We start from the raw sequence: 14,889 nt of genomic DNA, 5'->3' as shown, positions 1-14,889 counted from the left end.
CTTGAAGCTGCTGATACTCGATCGCGATGGCGTGATCAACCAGGACTCCGACGCCTACATCAAGTCGTTGGAGGAGTGGATTCCGATCCCCGGATCGATCGAAGCCATCGCGCAGTTGAGCAGGGCGGGCTGGACGGTGGCCGTGGCCACCAACCAGTCCGGCATCGCTCGTGGCTACTACGACCTCGCGACCCTGGAGTCCATGCACGAGCGCCTGCGCGCGCTGGTGGCGCAACAAGGTGGCGAGCTCGGGCTGGTGGTGTATTGCCCCCATGGGCCGGACGAGGGCTGCGATTGCCGCAAGCCCAAGCCGGGCATGCTCAGGACCATCGCCACGCATTACGGCGTTGAACTGTCTAGGCTATGGTTTGTCGGCGACAGCCTGGGTGACCTGGAAGCCGCCAGCGCCGTCGATTGCCAACCCGTTCTGGTAAAGACCGGCAAGGGCGAGAAGACCCTGGGCAAAACCCTTCCGGTAGGCACCCTGATCTTTGACGATCTGGCGGCCGTCGCTGCCGAACTTATCCACAACTAGCGCCTTTCTGACTTCCTGATCAAGGATTGTTCAGGGGTTCACTTATTAACAGGCGGGCAATGCCCGCAACGGTAAATGTCGCTATGTCGATCCTGCAGGCCATCAGAACCTTTTTCTTTTACCTGCTGCTGGGCACCAGTTCGCTGCTGTGGTGCACCCTGAGCTTTTTCGTCGCGCCGTTCCTGCCGTTCAAGGCGCGCTATCGCTTCATCAACGTGTACTGGTGCCGCTGCGCGCTGTGGCTGACCCAGGTATTTTTGAATATCCGGGTCGAGGTGAAAGGTGCGCACAACGTTCCCGAACGGCCCTGCGTGATTCTGTCGAACCACCAGAGCACTTGGGAAACGTTCTTCCTGTCGGCCTACTTCTCGCCACTGAGCCAGGTGCTCAAGCGTGAATTGCTCTACGTGCCGTTCTTCGGCTGGGCCATGGCCATGCTGCGGCCGATCGCCATCGACCGGGACAATCCGAAGGAAGCGCTCAAGCACGTGGCGAAGAAGGGCGATGAGCTGCTCAAGGACAATACCTGGGTACTGATCTTCCCGGAGGGCACCCGCGTGCCCTATGGCACTGTCGGCAAGTTTTCCCGTGGCGGCACGGCCCTGGCAGTAAATGCCGGTCTGCCGGTACTGCCGATCGCCCACAACGCCGGCAAGTACTGGCCGAAGACCGGTTGGGCGAAAAAGCCCGGCATCATCACCGTGGTGATTGGCGCTCCGATGTTCGCTGAAGGCACCGGCCCACGAGCCATTGCCGACCTCAACGAAAGGGCCCAGGCCTGGAATGAAAACGCCCAGCGAGAGATGGGTTCGCTGCCTCCGGCAACGACGGAACAGACCCCCAGTGCTGCTTGACCGAACTGTGGATAACTTGTGTACAAGATTTGGATTTTTTACTGGAAATTTACGTAAGTAGATGATTTATCTACTTATTTCTTTGTATGACTTTCTGATGAAAATCGTGCATAAGTTTTTCGGGCGATAAAAAATCCACCGCTGATACCCTCCAGAGGCCCACGGATTTGTGCCATGCACCGATCCTGTGGGAGCCAACTGTCTTTAGCCCATGAACAGGCTCTCAGAAAGTACGGCATACGCCGTATACGTGGGAGCCGGATTTATCCGCGAACAAAACGGCGCGGTTTTCCTGAATGACGGCGTTATCGTTCTTCGCGGATGAACCGGGACGCCGGACCGCCGGCTCCCACGGTTCTGCGAAGTACACCAGCCAGGTGGTCACTGCCGTATTTCCCAAGAGCTTGTTTTGCCGCTAATCGACGACCTGGCGGCTGACAGGTTCAACACCTCGATTGAGCTATCTCCCTCACTGATCAGGACCTTGCCGCAACGCAGGGTAGCGGCACCGACCTGATCGAGGCTTGATACTAAGCCACTCAGAATAACGAGCATGAAGATGCAGGTTTTCATGTCAGACCTTGTCGATGTCCACATCCCGGGTTTCTTTCAGGCAGAACAGCCCGACCACCAGGCTGATGCCGGTGATCAGCACCGGGTACCAAAGGCCGTAGAAGATATCCCCGGTGTAGACCACCAGCGCAAACGACACGGTGGGCAGGAAGCCACCGAACCAGCCGTTGCCGATGTGGTAGGGCAGGGACATGGAGGTGTAGCGGATCCGGGTCGGGAACAATTCGACCATGACCGCCGCCAGCGGACCGTAGGTCATCGTCGCGATCAGGATCAGCAGGACGATCAGGAACACCACCATCGGCTCGTTCACCGCCGCCGCCTCGGCCTTGGCCGGATAACCGGCCTGGGTGATTGCCGCGCGCATGGCCGCTTCGTCAAAGCCGCTGATTTTCTGCTCGCCCACCATGACGGTCACTTCGGTGCCCGAAGCGGCGGACTGGGAGCTGTAGGGCAGGCCCTGCTTGACCAGGAAGGTCTTGACCTTGTCGCAGGGGCTGTCGAAACGCGCCTTGCCCACGGGGTCGAACTGGAAGGTGCAGCCTGCCGGGTCCGCCGTCACCACGATCGGCGCCTGCCGGCTGGCGGCATCGATCTGTGGGTTGGCGTAATGGCTCAGGGCCTTGAACAGCGGGAAATAGCAGACGGTCGCCAGCAGCAGGCCGATCATCAGAATCGGCTTGCGCCCGACCTTGTCCGAGAGCCAGCCGAACAGCACGAAGAACGGCGCACCGATCACCACGCTGATGATCAGCAAGGTGTTGGCCTGGCCCGGGTCCATCTTCAGCATCTGGGTCATGAAGAACAGCACGTAGAACTGTGCGGTATAGAAGGTCACCGCCTGCCCGGCGTTGATGCTGAAGAGGGCGGTGAAGACGATCTTCAGGTTCTCCCAGGAGCCGAAGGACTCACGGATCGGCGAACGACTGGCCTTGCCCTGGGCCTTCATTTTCACGAAGGCCGGCGACTCGTGCATGCTCATGCGGATCCAGGTGGAGATTCCCAGCAGCACGATCGACAACAGGAACGGCAAGCGCCAGCCCCAGGTTTCGAACTGGTCGCCGCTGATGTAGCGGCTGGCCAGGACCACCAGCAGCGACAACAGCAGGCCGAGGGTCGCCGTGGACTGGATCCAGCCCGTGTGGAAACCGCGCTTGCCGGGCGGCGCGTGCTCGGCCACGTAGGTCGCGGCGCCACCGTACTCGCCACCCAGCGCCAGACCCTGGAGCATGCGCAACAACACCAGGATGATCGGCGCGGCGATGCCGATGCTGGCGTAGGTCGGCAGCAGGCCGACGGCGAAGGTCGACAGGCCCATGAGGATGATGGTCATGAGAAAGGTGTACTTGCGGCCGATCATGTCCCCCAGCCGACCGAACACCAGCGCGCCGAACGGTCGCACCAGGAAGCCGGCGGCGAAGGCCATCAGGGCGAAGATGAACGCGGTGGTGTCGTTGACCCCGGCGAAGAACTGCTTGCTGATGACGGCCGCCAGGGCGCCATAGAGAAAAAAGTCATACCACTCGAAAACCGTCCCGAGGGATGACGCGAAAATGATCTTGCGCTCTTCCTTGCCGCTGCTGGCGGAGGCTGACGCTGACTGTTGCTGGATGTAGTCCGACATGAGTGATGTCCTCGGCCTCGTGGGCCACAGTGATTATTGTTGTTGTTCCACTGTGGATTCCGGCTGACTGTCACCGGGATCCGTGTCTTGCCTTGTTACTGATCTTCCTTGTGCCCCCTTCATCGGTGTGGACACTGCCATCCGCCCGACAAGCCCTGATCGCTCATTCGGACGTCATCGCCACCAAGGCGGCTCCTACAGGGCTGTGGATAACTCCGCTGTGGGTGTCCGGACGTCCGCCAGGATCATCTGCGCCGCCTTCTCGGCAATCATCACCGTGGGCGAACAGGTATTGCCCGAAGTGATCTGCGGCATGATCGAGGCATCGGCCACCCGCAGGCCCGGTACGCCGTGTACCCGCAGGCGGGCATCAACGACGTCCTGCACACCGTTGCCCATGCGGCAGGTACCCACCGGGTGAAAGATGGTGGTACCGATCTTCGCCGCCGCTTCGTGCAACTGCTCCTCGCTTTGCAGCGACGGACCGGGCAGGTATTCCTCGGGGGCAAAGCGGCGCAGGGCAGGGGAGGCGACGATACGCCGGGTCAGGCGGATGGCCTCGGCGGCCACCTTCAGGTCCTCGGGGTCGCTGAGATAATTGGGGTCGATCAGCGGCGCGGTTCCCGGGTCGGCCGAACGGATATCGATCCGTCCACGGCTCTGCGGCCGCAGGTTGCACACCGAAGCAGTGAACGCCGGGAAACGATGCAGCGGCTCGCCGAAACGCTCCAGCGACAGCGGCTGCACGTGGTACTGCAGGTTCGCCGAGGTCTGTTCGGGATTCGATTTCACGAATGCCCCCAACTGGCTCGGGGCCATCGCCAACGGGCCACTGCGATCATAAAGATAGCGCAGGCCCATGCCAGCCTTGCCCCATAGGCTGTTGGCCATCTGGTTCAGGGTGCGGGCGTTGCTGAGTTTGTAGATCAGTCGCAGTTGCAGGTGATCCTGCAGGTTGCCCCCCACACCGGGCAGTTCGTGGCGCACGCCGATGCCCAGGCTCTCCAGCAACGGGCGCGGGCCGATCCCCGAGCGTTGCAGAATGCCCGGTGAGCCGACCGAGCCGGCGCACAGAATGATTTCCCGACGAGCCGAAAACAGATGCTCTTCGCCTTGCCAGTGCGCCTGCACCGCCGTAGCCCGTCCGTTGGCCAGGTTGACTCGATCGACCTGCACACCGGTGAGGATGGTCAGGTTAGGGCGCTTGAGCACGGGGCGCAGGAATGCCTTGGCCGAATTCCAGCGCACGCCGGATCGCTGGTTGACCTGGAAGTATCCACAGCCCTGGTTATCCCCAGTGTTGAAATCATCGACGCTGGCGATGTCATTTTCTGCAGCCGCCTCACGGAAGGCATCGAGAATCGGCCAGGAATAGCGCTGCTGTTCCACCCGCCACTCACCCGCATCACCGTGGAATTCTCCGCTACCGCCGAAGTGATTTTCGCTGCGCTTGAACAGCGGTAACAGGTCTTTCCAGGCCCAGCCCGGATTGCCCTGCTCGGCCCAGCGGTCATAGTCGCCGGCCTGGCCACGCATGTAGATCATGCCGTTGATGGAGGAGCAGCCACCAAGCACCTTGCCCCGTGGATAACTCAGGCTGCGGCCTTGCAGACCGGGTTGCGATTCAGTCTTGAAGCACCAGTCGGTGCGCGGATTGCCAATGCAGAACAGGTAGCCGACGGGAATGTGGATCCACGGGTAGTTGTCGCGACCACCGGCTTCGAGCAGCAGCACGTTGTTGCTCGGGTCGGCGGACAGCCGATTGGCCAGTACGCAACCGGCCGGCCCGGCGCCAACGATCACATAGTCATAGGGTAAATGGGCAGATGCCATCGAGGACCTCGCCTTTATTGTTCTTGTATAAGCCCATGTTATTGATTACTTTCGCGATGAAAACCTTCGTTTTTGCGCACGTGCTGTGCGTTTTCAAACAGGGCAGGTGAGCCCACGAGGCACAAGGAAGCTCCATGTTCGACTGGAACGATCTGCGGTTCTTTCTCGAGCTGCAACGCAGCGGGCGCCTGCTGACTGCGGCCAAGCGCCTGAACACCACCCATAGCACCGTCGCCCGGCATATCGAGACCATCGAGCAGAGCCTTGGTACCGCACTCTTCATCCAGCATGCCCAGGGTTACGAGTTGACGCCGGCCGGCCAGGCGCTGCTCAAGCACGCCGAGGCCATGGAGAACGTCGCGCTGCTGGCGCAGGAAGAGATCACCCAGGCCATCGCACCACTGGGCAAGATCCGCCTGGGGGTCACCGAAGGCATCGGCATCATGTTCCTCACTTCACGCCTGGGGGGCTTGTTCGAACGCTATCCGGGGCTGGAGGTGGAGCTGGTGGCGGTACCGCGCTTCGTCAGCATCCTCAACCGCGAGGCCGAGATCAGCATCCACCTCGACCGTCCTCACGCCGACATGCTGATCACTCGCAAGCTCACCGATTACCGACTGGCGCTCTACGCCAGCCCGGCCTACCTGGCCAAGGCTCCGCGCCTGGCGACCCGTGAGGATCTTTCGGAACATCAGTGGATCGGCTATGTGGACGACCTGCTGTTCAGCCAGGAGCTGCTGTTCCTCGACGACTTCTGCCGCTCGCCGAACGTGACCCTGCGCAGCACCAGCGTGGTCGCCCAGCAGATTGCCGCCCGGGCCGGATTGGGAATCGCGGTGCTGCCCAACTACATGGCCAAGGATGATCCAGAGCTGGTTCGGGTGCTGCCGCAGGAGACGATCCAGCGCAGCTACTGGATCAGTACCCGTCGCGAGTTGCACAAGTCGGTGCGGTTGCGGGTGGTGTGGGATTTTCTGCTGGAGCTCTGTGCGAAAGAGCAGGAAGTGTTGCTGGCGGATTGAGGCTCTCCACCTCATGGAATCAGCCATGAGTGACCTGCTTCCCCGGAGCGGCTGAAACGCCGCCTATTGATCAATCTACCAGGGGAAACTCAAGTTTCAGTTCCCTGTTGCCAGCGGAAATTGAGTCCTTGATGGCCATGGCAATCAACTCGCGCACAATACCGCTGGAAACCATGTACATAGCCCGCACGCGGCCTGGTGACATGTCTCCGATGACAGCCATGATGTTGACGTAGGTATCCAATTCATCGGCGCTGAAATCACTTTTACGCATGATTGCATCCTTACTTGGCTTCGATCCTCTCTCCGTGCCCGTGGCGCGCAGCAACTTCCGAAGGACAAGGTCCTGCATGACACTGGAGATGTCTTGCTCGATCAGGTGCAGCGATTGAGCTGGCTCCAATCCATTCGGCCACTCGCGAAGTCGGCGATGCAGAAAAACGGAATGGAGCCCCGTTGGAATAAGAATTCGTTTGGCCGAAGGTTTCCTGAGTGCCGGCTAGACGCCACTTTTGACAGACACCCAAACTCGTGTACGGATCCTTTCGTATTTCAGCGGAAGAGGCTCAAGCGGGAAAAGTCGGGCCATTTCCTGAGTGGTCGGATATACAAAGCTGTCGTTTTTAAGCTTTGTGTCGATGAATGGAAGCGAATCTTTGTTGCCATTAGGGTATAAGCTGTAATTCGAGGTTTTGGCGATCACCTCAGGCTCCATCATGTAATCGATAAAGCTCAAACCCTGGTGGGGGTGCGGTGCATCTTTCAACAGGACAAAATTCTCAGACCAAACCAGAGCGCCCTCGCGCGGGAGACTGTAGGCGATCCGTCTGCCGGAATGGGTCTTTTCGTTTACGTCCTTGGCCGCCAGGGCAGTGTTTGCCCAAGCAACTACCACGCATATGTTTCCATTCGCCAGATCAGCGTCGACCTTGGATGAATCAAAATACGCTACATAAGGCTGAATCTTGCGAAGCAGGGCCTCCGCTTTTTTGTAGTCCTCAGGATTCTGACTGTTGTAGGGGAGCCCAAGATAGTGCAAGGCAATCGACACTATCTCGCTCGGAGAGTCCAGCATCGCGACGCCGCAGCTTTTCAATTTCTTGATATTTTCTTCCTTGAAGACCAGGTCCCAACTGTCAACGGGAGCAGACTCACCCAAGGCCGCTTTGACTTTATCGACGTCATAACCCAATCCAGTGGTCCCCCACAGATAAGGAATGGCGAACTTGTTACCTGGATCATTTGCCGCGAGCTTCGACAGGAGCTCAGGATCGATATGCGAATAATTTTTCAGCTTACTCCTGTCGAGTGGTTCCAATACACCGGCCTTGATCAGGGCAGGCAGAAGGTTGGAAGTTGCAACCACGACATCATAGCCTGTACGCCCTGCCAGCAATTTGCCTTGCATGACTTCGCCGCTGTCGAACGAATCTATATGGAGAGAAACGCCCGTGGCCTTCTTAAAATCCGCAGGTGTCTCGGGGGCAAGCAAGCCAAACCAATTATATAGATTGAGCGTCTGCGTTTCCGCCTGAGCCGACGTTAAAACGCCGGCTAGCAGAGGGGCGAGCAAGCTTGTTAACATCCTGTGTGTTTTCATGGAAGCAGTCCCTGCCAGAAAGGAATTCAACGTGTGGAATCTTCTAAAGGATAGAAAATATACAGCTTTTAGTTCCATGGCACATACCCGATTCGGGTTAGCCTATGCCGTCTACCTACCCCAGCAGGGGTAGAAAATGACCGCCTCCCCGCAAAGCCTGTCGTGGCATCGCACCATCGCCAAGCTCATCATGCACCTCGATCGACCCGATTTCTGGGAATCGCTGGTGAAAACCATGCGTGAGTACATCAACATCGACAATTGGGCGGTTCTCGTCTTCAGCCACAATGGGGCCCAGATCGTGAGTTTGCCAGAGAAAGCAGACACAGAGGAACTGGATGCCTTCCACCAGCTTTATATAAAAGGACTTTTTAGATTAGATCCTTTCTATATTGCCAACAGGGAAGACCCTCAAAGTGGCTTCTTTCATCTCCAGGATATTGCACCGGAGCATTTCCATCAAACGGAATATTATACTCAGTACTTCTCCCAATATATATCGACCGATGAAGTACAGTACAACATCAAGCTGAGTAACGATCAAACGCTCTGTATTTCTTTCGGGAGCCGCATGAAGTATGGAACAGAACAGATAGTAGTTCTTGAAATAATTCAACCCTGGATGAATGCTCTAATACATCAGCGAGTGAAATTGGGCATTGATACCAATCTTAACTTTTCTACCCCAACGTATTGGCCAGACGAATTCCCGGAAATAACGGACAGGCTAACATCTAGAGAGAATGAGGTTTTACGTTACATCCGTATCGGATTTTCAAATAAAGAGATTGCAGGTAGGCTGTGCATATCGGCCGACACCGTAAAAGTACATAAGCGAAATATTTACCAGAAGCTCGATGTGAGGCTGCAATCCGAGTTGTTCGCCTTGCTCAGGAAGCCTACTGCATAACGCTATACTGCAATGCCCTGAATCGCGGTGGTTTGGATCGAGTGAGACAAATAAGAAAGCCCGCTTGCGCGGGCTTATCTTGAGCAGCGGACCACCAGGACTCAGAAGTCCAGGTTGGCCACCGACAGGGCGTTGCTCTCGATGAAGTCGCGGCGAGGTTCGACCGCATCGCCCATCAGCGTGTTGAAGATCTGGTCCGCGGCGATGGCGTCTTCGATCGTCACTTTCAGCATGCGGCGAACGGTCGGATCCATGGTGGTTTCCCACAGTTGATCCGGGTTCATCTCACCCAGACCTTTGTAGCGCTGGATGGTGTGGCGCTTGGTGCTTTCGGCCATCAACCAGTCCAGGGCTTCCTTGAACTCACTCACGGCCTTCTTGCGTTCACCACGCTGGATGTAGGCACCTTCGTCGAGCAACGAGCTCAACTGAGCCCCCAGGGTGACCACGGTCTTGTAGTCGTTGCTGCCGAAGAAGTCGCGGTTGAAAGTGACGTAGCTCGACAGGCCATGGGAGATCAGCTCGACCTCCGGCAGCCAGACGTTACGCTCACGGTCTTCGCGCAGGCTGGTCTTGTAGACCAGGCCGGACTTCTCGCTCAGGCGCAGGCGGGCGTCGTACTTGGCCAGCCATTCCTGCATCGCCGAATGATCAGCCAGTTGCTCGAGGCTGACCGCCGGCAGGTAGATGAAGTGCTCGGTCAACTCCTGTGGATAGAGTCGCGACAGGCGCTTGAGGGTCTTCATCACCATGCGGAAGTCGTTGACCAGGCGCTCCAGCGCCTCGCCGGAAACGCCCGGTGCGTCTTCATTCAGATGTAGGCTGGCGTCTTCGAGGGCCGACTGCGTCATGTATTCTTCCATGGCGTCGTCGTCCTTGATGTACTGCTCCTGCTTGCCTTTCTTCACCTTGTACAGCGGTGGCTGGGCAATGTAGATGTAGCCGCGCTCGATCAGCTCCGGCAACTGACGGAAGAAGAAGGTCAGCAGCAGGGTACGGATGTGCGAACCGTCGACGTCAGCATCGGTCATGATGATGATGTTGTGATAACGCAGCTTCTCGATGTTGTACTCTTCGCGGCCGATGCCACAGCCGAGCGCAGTGATCAGCGTGCCCACTTCCTGGGACGAGATCATCTTGTCGAAACGGGCCTTCTCGACGTTGAGGATCTTGCCCTTGAGCGGCAGGATCGCCTGGGTACGACGGTTGCGCCCCTGCTTGGCGGAACCGCCTGCGGAGTCACCCTCGACCAGATACAGTTCGGAAAGGGCAGGGTCCTTCTCCTGGCAGTCAGCCAGTTTCCCCGGCAGGCCGGCGATATCCAGAGCCCCCTTGCGACGGGTCATCTCACGGGCCTTGCGCGCCGCTTCACGGGCACGGGCGGCGTCGATCATCTTGCCGACCACCAGCTTGGCTTCGTTGGGGTTCTCCAGCAGGAAGTCGGAGAAGTACTTGCCCATTTCCTGTTCGACCGCGCCCTTGACCTCGGACGACACCAGCTTGTCCTTGGTCTGGGAGCTGAACTTCGGATCTGGCACCTTCACCGAAATGATCGCGGTCAGGCCTTCACGGGCATCGTCACCGGTGGTGGCGACCTTGTGCTTCTTCGCCAGACCTTCCTGCTCGATGTAGTTGTTCAGGTTGCGGGTCAGTGCGGAACGGAAGCCCACCAGGTGGGTACCGCCGTCGCGCTGGGGAATGTTGTTGGTGAAGCACAGCAGGTTTTCGTTGAAGCTGTCGTTCCACTGCAGGGCGATTTCCACGCCGATGCCGTCTTCACGCTGGATGTTGAAGTGGAACACCTGGTTGACCGTGGTCTTGTTGGTGTTCAGGTATTCAACGAAGGCACGCAGGCCACCCTCGTACTTGAACATCTCTTCCTTGCCGGTGCGCTCGTCACGCAGCAGGATGCCGACGCCGGAGTTGAGGAAGGACAGTTCACGAATCCGCTTGGCCAGGATGTCCCAGCTGAAGTGGATGTTCTTGAAGGTTTCGGCGGAAGCCTTGAAGTGGATCTGGGTACCGGTGGTCTCGCTGTCGCCCACGATCGCCATCGGTGCCTGGGGTACGCCATGGACATAGGTCTGTTCCCAGATCTTGCCGCTACGACGAACGGTCAGTACCAGCTCTTCGGACAAGGCGTTCACCACCGACACACCCACGCCGTGCAGGCCGCCGGATACCTTGTAGGAGTTGTCGTCGAACTTACCGCCGGCGTGCAGCACGGTCATGATGACCTCGGCTGCGGAGACGCCTTCTTCCTTGTGCACATCGACCGGAATACCGCGGCCGTTGTCGCGAACGGAGATCGACTCGTCCGGATGGATAGTGACGCAGATATCGTCGCAGTAGCCAGCCAGCGCTTCGTCGATAGAGTTGTCGAGCACCTCGAACACCATGTGGTGCAGACCGCTGCCATCATCGGTGTCGCCAATGTACATACCGGGACGTTTGCGTACGGCATCCAAACCTTTCAGCACCTTGATGCTGTTCGAGTCGTACGTATTTTCTTCGCTCATGCCTTCACTCCCGATGGTCGTGGGTCTGGGTGATACAGCCCTGTTCCACGTGGAACAGCGCAACTGGCGTTTCCGTCCGCCAGCCTTCCCTCAGTAATTCGTGGTCTACACAGGTGATGAACACCTGGCAGCGTAATTCTTCAAGCAAACGACATAGTGCGCGGCGATGCTGGTCGTCCAATTCGGACGGCAGGTCATCCACCAGATAAATACACTGTCCACGCCGGGCCTGGCTCACCAGATGCCCCTGGGCAATGCGCAGCGCGCAGACCACCAGTTTCTGCTGCCCCCGCGACAGAATGTCCGCGGCGTTGTGTGCCCCCAATCGAAGGCGCAAGTCAGCTCGCTGTGGCCCGGCCTGGGTATGACCCATTTGCTGGTCCCGCTGCAGGGAGGAGGCGAGCACGGCGCTCAGCTCTTTTTCCTTGTCCCAGCCACGGTAATAGCTCAGCGTCAGCCCCTCGAGTTCGACCAGTTCGCTCAAGGTCTGCTCAAAGACCGGTTTCAAGGCTTTGATATAGGCGCGGCGGTATTCATCGATTTCGGCACTGGCCAGGCACAGTTCCCGGTCCCAGGCCGCTTGCGAAGCGGCGTCAAGTGTACCATGCCGCAGCCATGAGTTCCGCTGCCGCAGGGCCTTCTGCAGACGTTGCCAGGTTGCCATGAAGCGGGGTTCCACGTGGAACACCCCCCAATCGAGGAACTGGCGGCGAATCTTCGGCGCACCTTCCAACAGCCGGAAACTGTCGGGGTTGATCAACTGCAGCGGCAGGATTTCCGCCAACTGGGCAGCACTCCTGGCGTTCTGCCCGTCGATGCGAATCTGGAACTCCCCCTGGCGATCACGGGATATCCCCAGCGCACTGTGTCCACCCTCCGCCAGCTCGACCTGACCGAACACGGTGCAGGCCAGTTGTTCGTACTGGATCACCGGCAGCAGGCGGGTGCTGCGGAACGATCGGGCCAACCCCAGCAGATGGATAGCTTCCAGCACGCTGGTTTTGCCACTGCCGTTGGCGCCGTAGAGGATGTTGATACGCGGGGAGGGGGAGAAGGTCACCGGGTGCAGGTTGCGCACCGCGGTGACCGAAACACGACTGAGGGACATCTAGCGTGTGCTGAACATATGAAGGTAAGGCACGATCACAGGCGCATCGGCATAACGACATAGGCCGAGTCATCGTTGTCCGATTCCTGCAACAGCGCACTGCTGTTGGAGTCGGACAGGATCAGGCGCACCTGCTCGGTGGTCATCACGCCCAGTACGTCCAACAGGTAGCTGACGTTGAAGCCGATTTCCAGGGAGCCGCCGTTATAGTCGACGCCCACTTCTTCTTCCGCTTCTTCCTGCTCGGGGTTGTTGGCCTGGATCTTCAACTGGCCGCTGGCCAGTTGCAGACGAATGCCGCGGTACTTCTCGTTGGACAGGATAGCGGTACGGCTGAAGGCTTCGCGCAGGGCCTGGCGGTCGCCCAGCACCAGCTTGTCACCACCTTTCGGCAGCACGCGCTCGTAGTCGGGGAACTTGCCGTCAACCAGCTTGGAGGTGAAGGTGAATTCACCCGTGGTAGCACGGATGTGGTGCTGGCCAAGCACGATGGCGACATTGCCTTCCGGCTCGGTCAGCAGACGGGCCAGTTCCAGGATGCCTTTACGTGGCACGATCACCTGGTGGCGATCCGGCTGGCCGATGTCGGCCTGCATCGAGCACATCGCCAGACGGTGGCCATCGGTGGCAACGGCGCGGATCACGCCAGCGGAGACTTCCAGCAGCATGCCGTTGAGGTAGTAACGTACGTCCTGCTGGGCCATGGCGAAGCTGGTGCGCTCGATCAGGCGGCGCAGCTTGCTTTGTTCCAGGCTGCAGGTCAGCGAACCCGGGCCCTCTTCCACAGTCGGGAAGTCGTTGGCCGGCAGTGTCGACAGGGTGAAACGGCTACGGCCAGCCTTGACCACCAGTTTCTGCTCGTCGACCTTGATGTCGATCAGCACATCGTTCGGCAGGCTCTTGCAGATGTCCATCAGCTTGCGCGCCGGCACGGTGATCTCACCGGGTTCGGCAGGCTCTTCGAGCTGGACGCGGCCAACCAGTTCGACTTCGAGGTCGGTACCGGTCAGCGACAGTTGCTGGCCTTCGACGACCAGCAGCACATTGGAGAGCACCGGCAAGGTCTGACGGCGTTCGACGACGCCCGCGACCAGTTGCAGGGGTTTCAACAGGGCTTCGCGTTGAATGGTGAAATGCATGGTCTAGTCCCTTGCCTTAATAAGCTGCGCTGCAATTCTCAAGTGGTCAGTGTACGCAGCAGGTTCTTGTAGTCCTCGCGGATGTCCGCGTCGGATTCCTTTAGTTCATTGATCTTGCGGCATGCATGCAAGACCGTGGTGTGGTCGCGCCCGCCAAACACGTCGCCGATTTCCGGCAGGCTGTGGTTGGTCAGTTCCTTGGACAGGGCCATGGCGACCTGCCGTGGACGAGCGACCGAGCGAGAACGGCGCTTGGACAGCAGATCGGAGATCTTGATCTTGTAGTACTCGGCCACGGTCCGCTGGATGTTATCCACAGACACCAGCTTGTCCTGTAGAGCCAGCAGGTCCTTCAGCGATTCGCGGATCAGTTCGATGGTGATCTCGCGCCCCATGAAGTGCGAGTGGGCGATTACCCGTTTCAGCGCGCCTTCCAGTTCACGAACGTTGGAACGGATACGCTGGGCGATGAAGAACGCCGCGTCATGAGGCAATTCGACCTTGGCCTGGTCGGCCTTCTTCATAAGGATCGCCACGCGGGTTTCCAGCTCGGGCGGCTCGACTGCAACCGTCAGGCCCCAGCCGAAACGCGACTTCAGGCGTTCTTCCAGGCCTTCGATTTCCTTCGGATAGCGGTCACTGGTGAGAATCACCTGTTGGCCGCCTTCGAGCAGGGCGTTGAAGGTGTGGAAAAACTCTTCCTGGGAACGTTCCTTGCGGGCGAAGAATTGAATGTCGTCGATCAGCAGGGCATCCACCGAACGGTAGAAGCGCTTGAACTCGTTGATGGCGTTCAACTGCAGCGCCTTGACCATGTCCGCGACAAAACGCTCCGAATGCAGGTAGACCACCTTGGCATTCGGGTTCTTCTTCAGCAGATGGTTACCCACAGCGTGCATCAAGTGGGTCTTACCCAGGCCGACGCCGCCATAGAGGAACAATGGGTTGTAACCATGCTTGGGGTTGTCGGCCACCTGCCAGGCCGCAGCGCGGGCCAGCTGGTTGGACTTGCCCTCGACGAAATTCTCGAAGGTGAAGGTTCGGTTCAGGTAGCTGGTGTGCTTGAGCGCACCCTCGACCTGGACCGTGCGTTGCTCCGAACGCGCCGGCGCTTGTTGCGAAGCTGCACCCGCCATGGGGTCGAAGCTGTCGCGGGATGGCTCTTCGCTGGC

The 14,889-nt window shown here is 58.8% G+C and carries 12 protein-coding genes; 4 read left to right on the top strand and 8 right to left on the bottom strand.

Features of this window, described 5'->3' with window-relative positions; all coding sequences use genetic code 11:
* The first annotated feature begins 1 nt into the window (after position 1).
* Together gmhB and K675_RS0105485 are read left to right on the top strand one after the other, a co-directional pair.
* Positions 2-535 (top strand): D-glycero-beta-D-manno-heptose 1,7-bisphosphate 7-phosphatase, encoded by a 534-nt coding sequence (gene gmhB, locus K675_RS0105490; RefSeq protein WP_017902508.1) that lies wholly within the window; start codon positions 2-4, stop codon positions 533-535.
* An 83-nt stretch (positions 536-618) separates the two neighbouring features.
* Entirely contained in the window at positions 619-1,389 is a 771-nt protein-coding gene (locus K675_RS0105485) for a lysophospholipid acyltransferase family protein (RefSeq protein WP_017902507.1), read from the top strand.
* A 574-nt stretch (positions 1,390-1,963) separates the two neighbouring features.
* Here the strand turns inward: K675_RS0105485 and K675_RS0105475 are convergent.
* Together K675_RS0105475 and K675_RS0105470 are read right to left on the bottom strand one after the other, a co-directional pair.
* Entirely contained in the window at positions 1,964-3,586 is a 1,623-nt protein-coding gene (locus K675_RS0105475) for an MFS transporter (protein ID WP_017902505.1), read from the bottom strand.
* A 195-nt stretch (positions 3,587-3,781) separates the two neighbouring features.
* Positions 3,782-5,419 carry a GMC family oxidoreductase gene (locus K675_RS0105470; RefSeq protein WP_017902504.1) on the bottom strand — a complete coding sequence of 546 codons (1,638 nt, stop codon included), beginning with the start codon at positions 5,417-5,419 and terminating at the stop codon, positions 3,782-3,784.
* Between the two features lie 134 nt (positions 5,420-5,553).
* On the opposite strand from K675_RS0105470, the gene K675_RS0105465 reads away from it, so the two are divergent.
* Positions 5,554-6,441: a LysR family transcriptional regulator gene (locus K675_RS0105465; RefSeq protein WP_017902503.1), complete on the top strand. Its 888-nt coding sequence runs from the start codon at positions 5,554-5,556 to the stop codon at positions 6,439-6,441.
* Positions 6,442-6,511: 70 nt separating this feature from the next.
* Here K675_RS0105465 and K675_RS32880 read toward each other — a convergent pair whose 3' ends face one another.
* A complete protein-coding gene (locus K675_RS32880) occupies positions 6,512-6,715 on the bottom strand; it encodes a hypothetical protein (protein ID WP_157383909.1) in 204 nt (67 codons plus the stop codon).
* A gap of 225 nt (positions 6,716-6,940) precedes the next feature.
* On the bottom strand, positions 6,941-8,041 hold the full coding sequence (locus K675_RS0105455; protein ID WP_026144956.1) for a polyamine ABC transporter substrate-binding protein: 1,101 nt from the start codon (positions 8,039-8,041) through the stop codon (positions 6,941-6,943).
* Positions 8,042-8,177: 136 nt separating this feature from the next.
* Here K675_RS0105455 and K675_RS0105450 point away from each other — a divergent pair, with 136 nt between their 5' ends.
* A complete protein-coding gene (locus K675_RS0105450) occupies positions 8,178-8,951 on the top strand; it encodes a helix-turn-helix domain-containing protein (protein WP_017902500.1) in 774 nt (257 codons plus the stop codon).
* 101 nt (positions 8,952-9,052) lie between these two features.
* Here K675_RS0105450 and gyrB read toward each other — a convergent pair whose 3' ends face one another.
* The 4 genes from gyrB to dnaA all read right to left on the bottom strand — a co-directional run.
* The gene (gene gyrB / locus K675_RS0105445) at positions 9,053-11,470 is read right to left on the bottom strand and encodes a DNA topoisomerase (ATP-hydrolyzing) subunit B (RefSeq protein WP_017902499.1); all 2,418 of its coding nucleotides are present in this window, start codon (positions 11,468-11,470) and stop codon (positions 9,053-9,055) included.
* A gap of 4 nt (positions 11,471-11,474) precedes the next feature.
* Entirely contained in the window at positions 11,475-12,578 is a 1,104-nt protein-coding gene (gene recF / locus K675_RS0105440) for a DNA replication/repair protein RecF (RefSeq protein WP_017902498.1), read from the bottom strand.
* 35 nt (positions 12,579-12,613) lie between these two features.
* Positions 12,614-13,717, bottom strand: a complete 1,104-nt coding sequence (gene dnaN, locus K675_RS0105435; protein WP_017902497.1) for a DNA polymerase III subunit beta — start codon at positions 13,715-13,717, stop codon at positions 12,614-12,616.
* 38 nt (positions 13,718-13,755) lie between these two features.
* Positions 13,756-14,889 (bottom strand): chromosomal replication initiator protein DnaA (dnaA, locus tag K675_RS0105430; RefSeq protein ID WP_017902496.1); only part of this gene is annotated, 1,134 nt, incomplete at its 5' end.

It is taken from the genome of Pseudomonas fuscovaginae SE-1, from assembly GCF_000364705.1.
Taxonomy (GTDB): Bacteria; Pseudomonadota; Gammaproteobacteria; order Pseudomonadales; family Pseudomonadaceae; genus Aquipseudomonas; species Aquipseudomonas fuscovaginae_A.
This window is presented reverse-complemented; position numbering and strand designations above follow the sequence as displayed.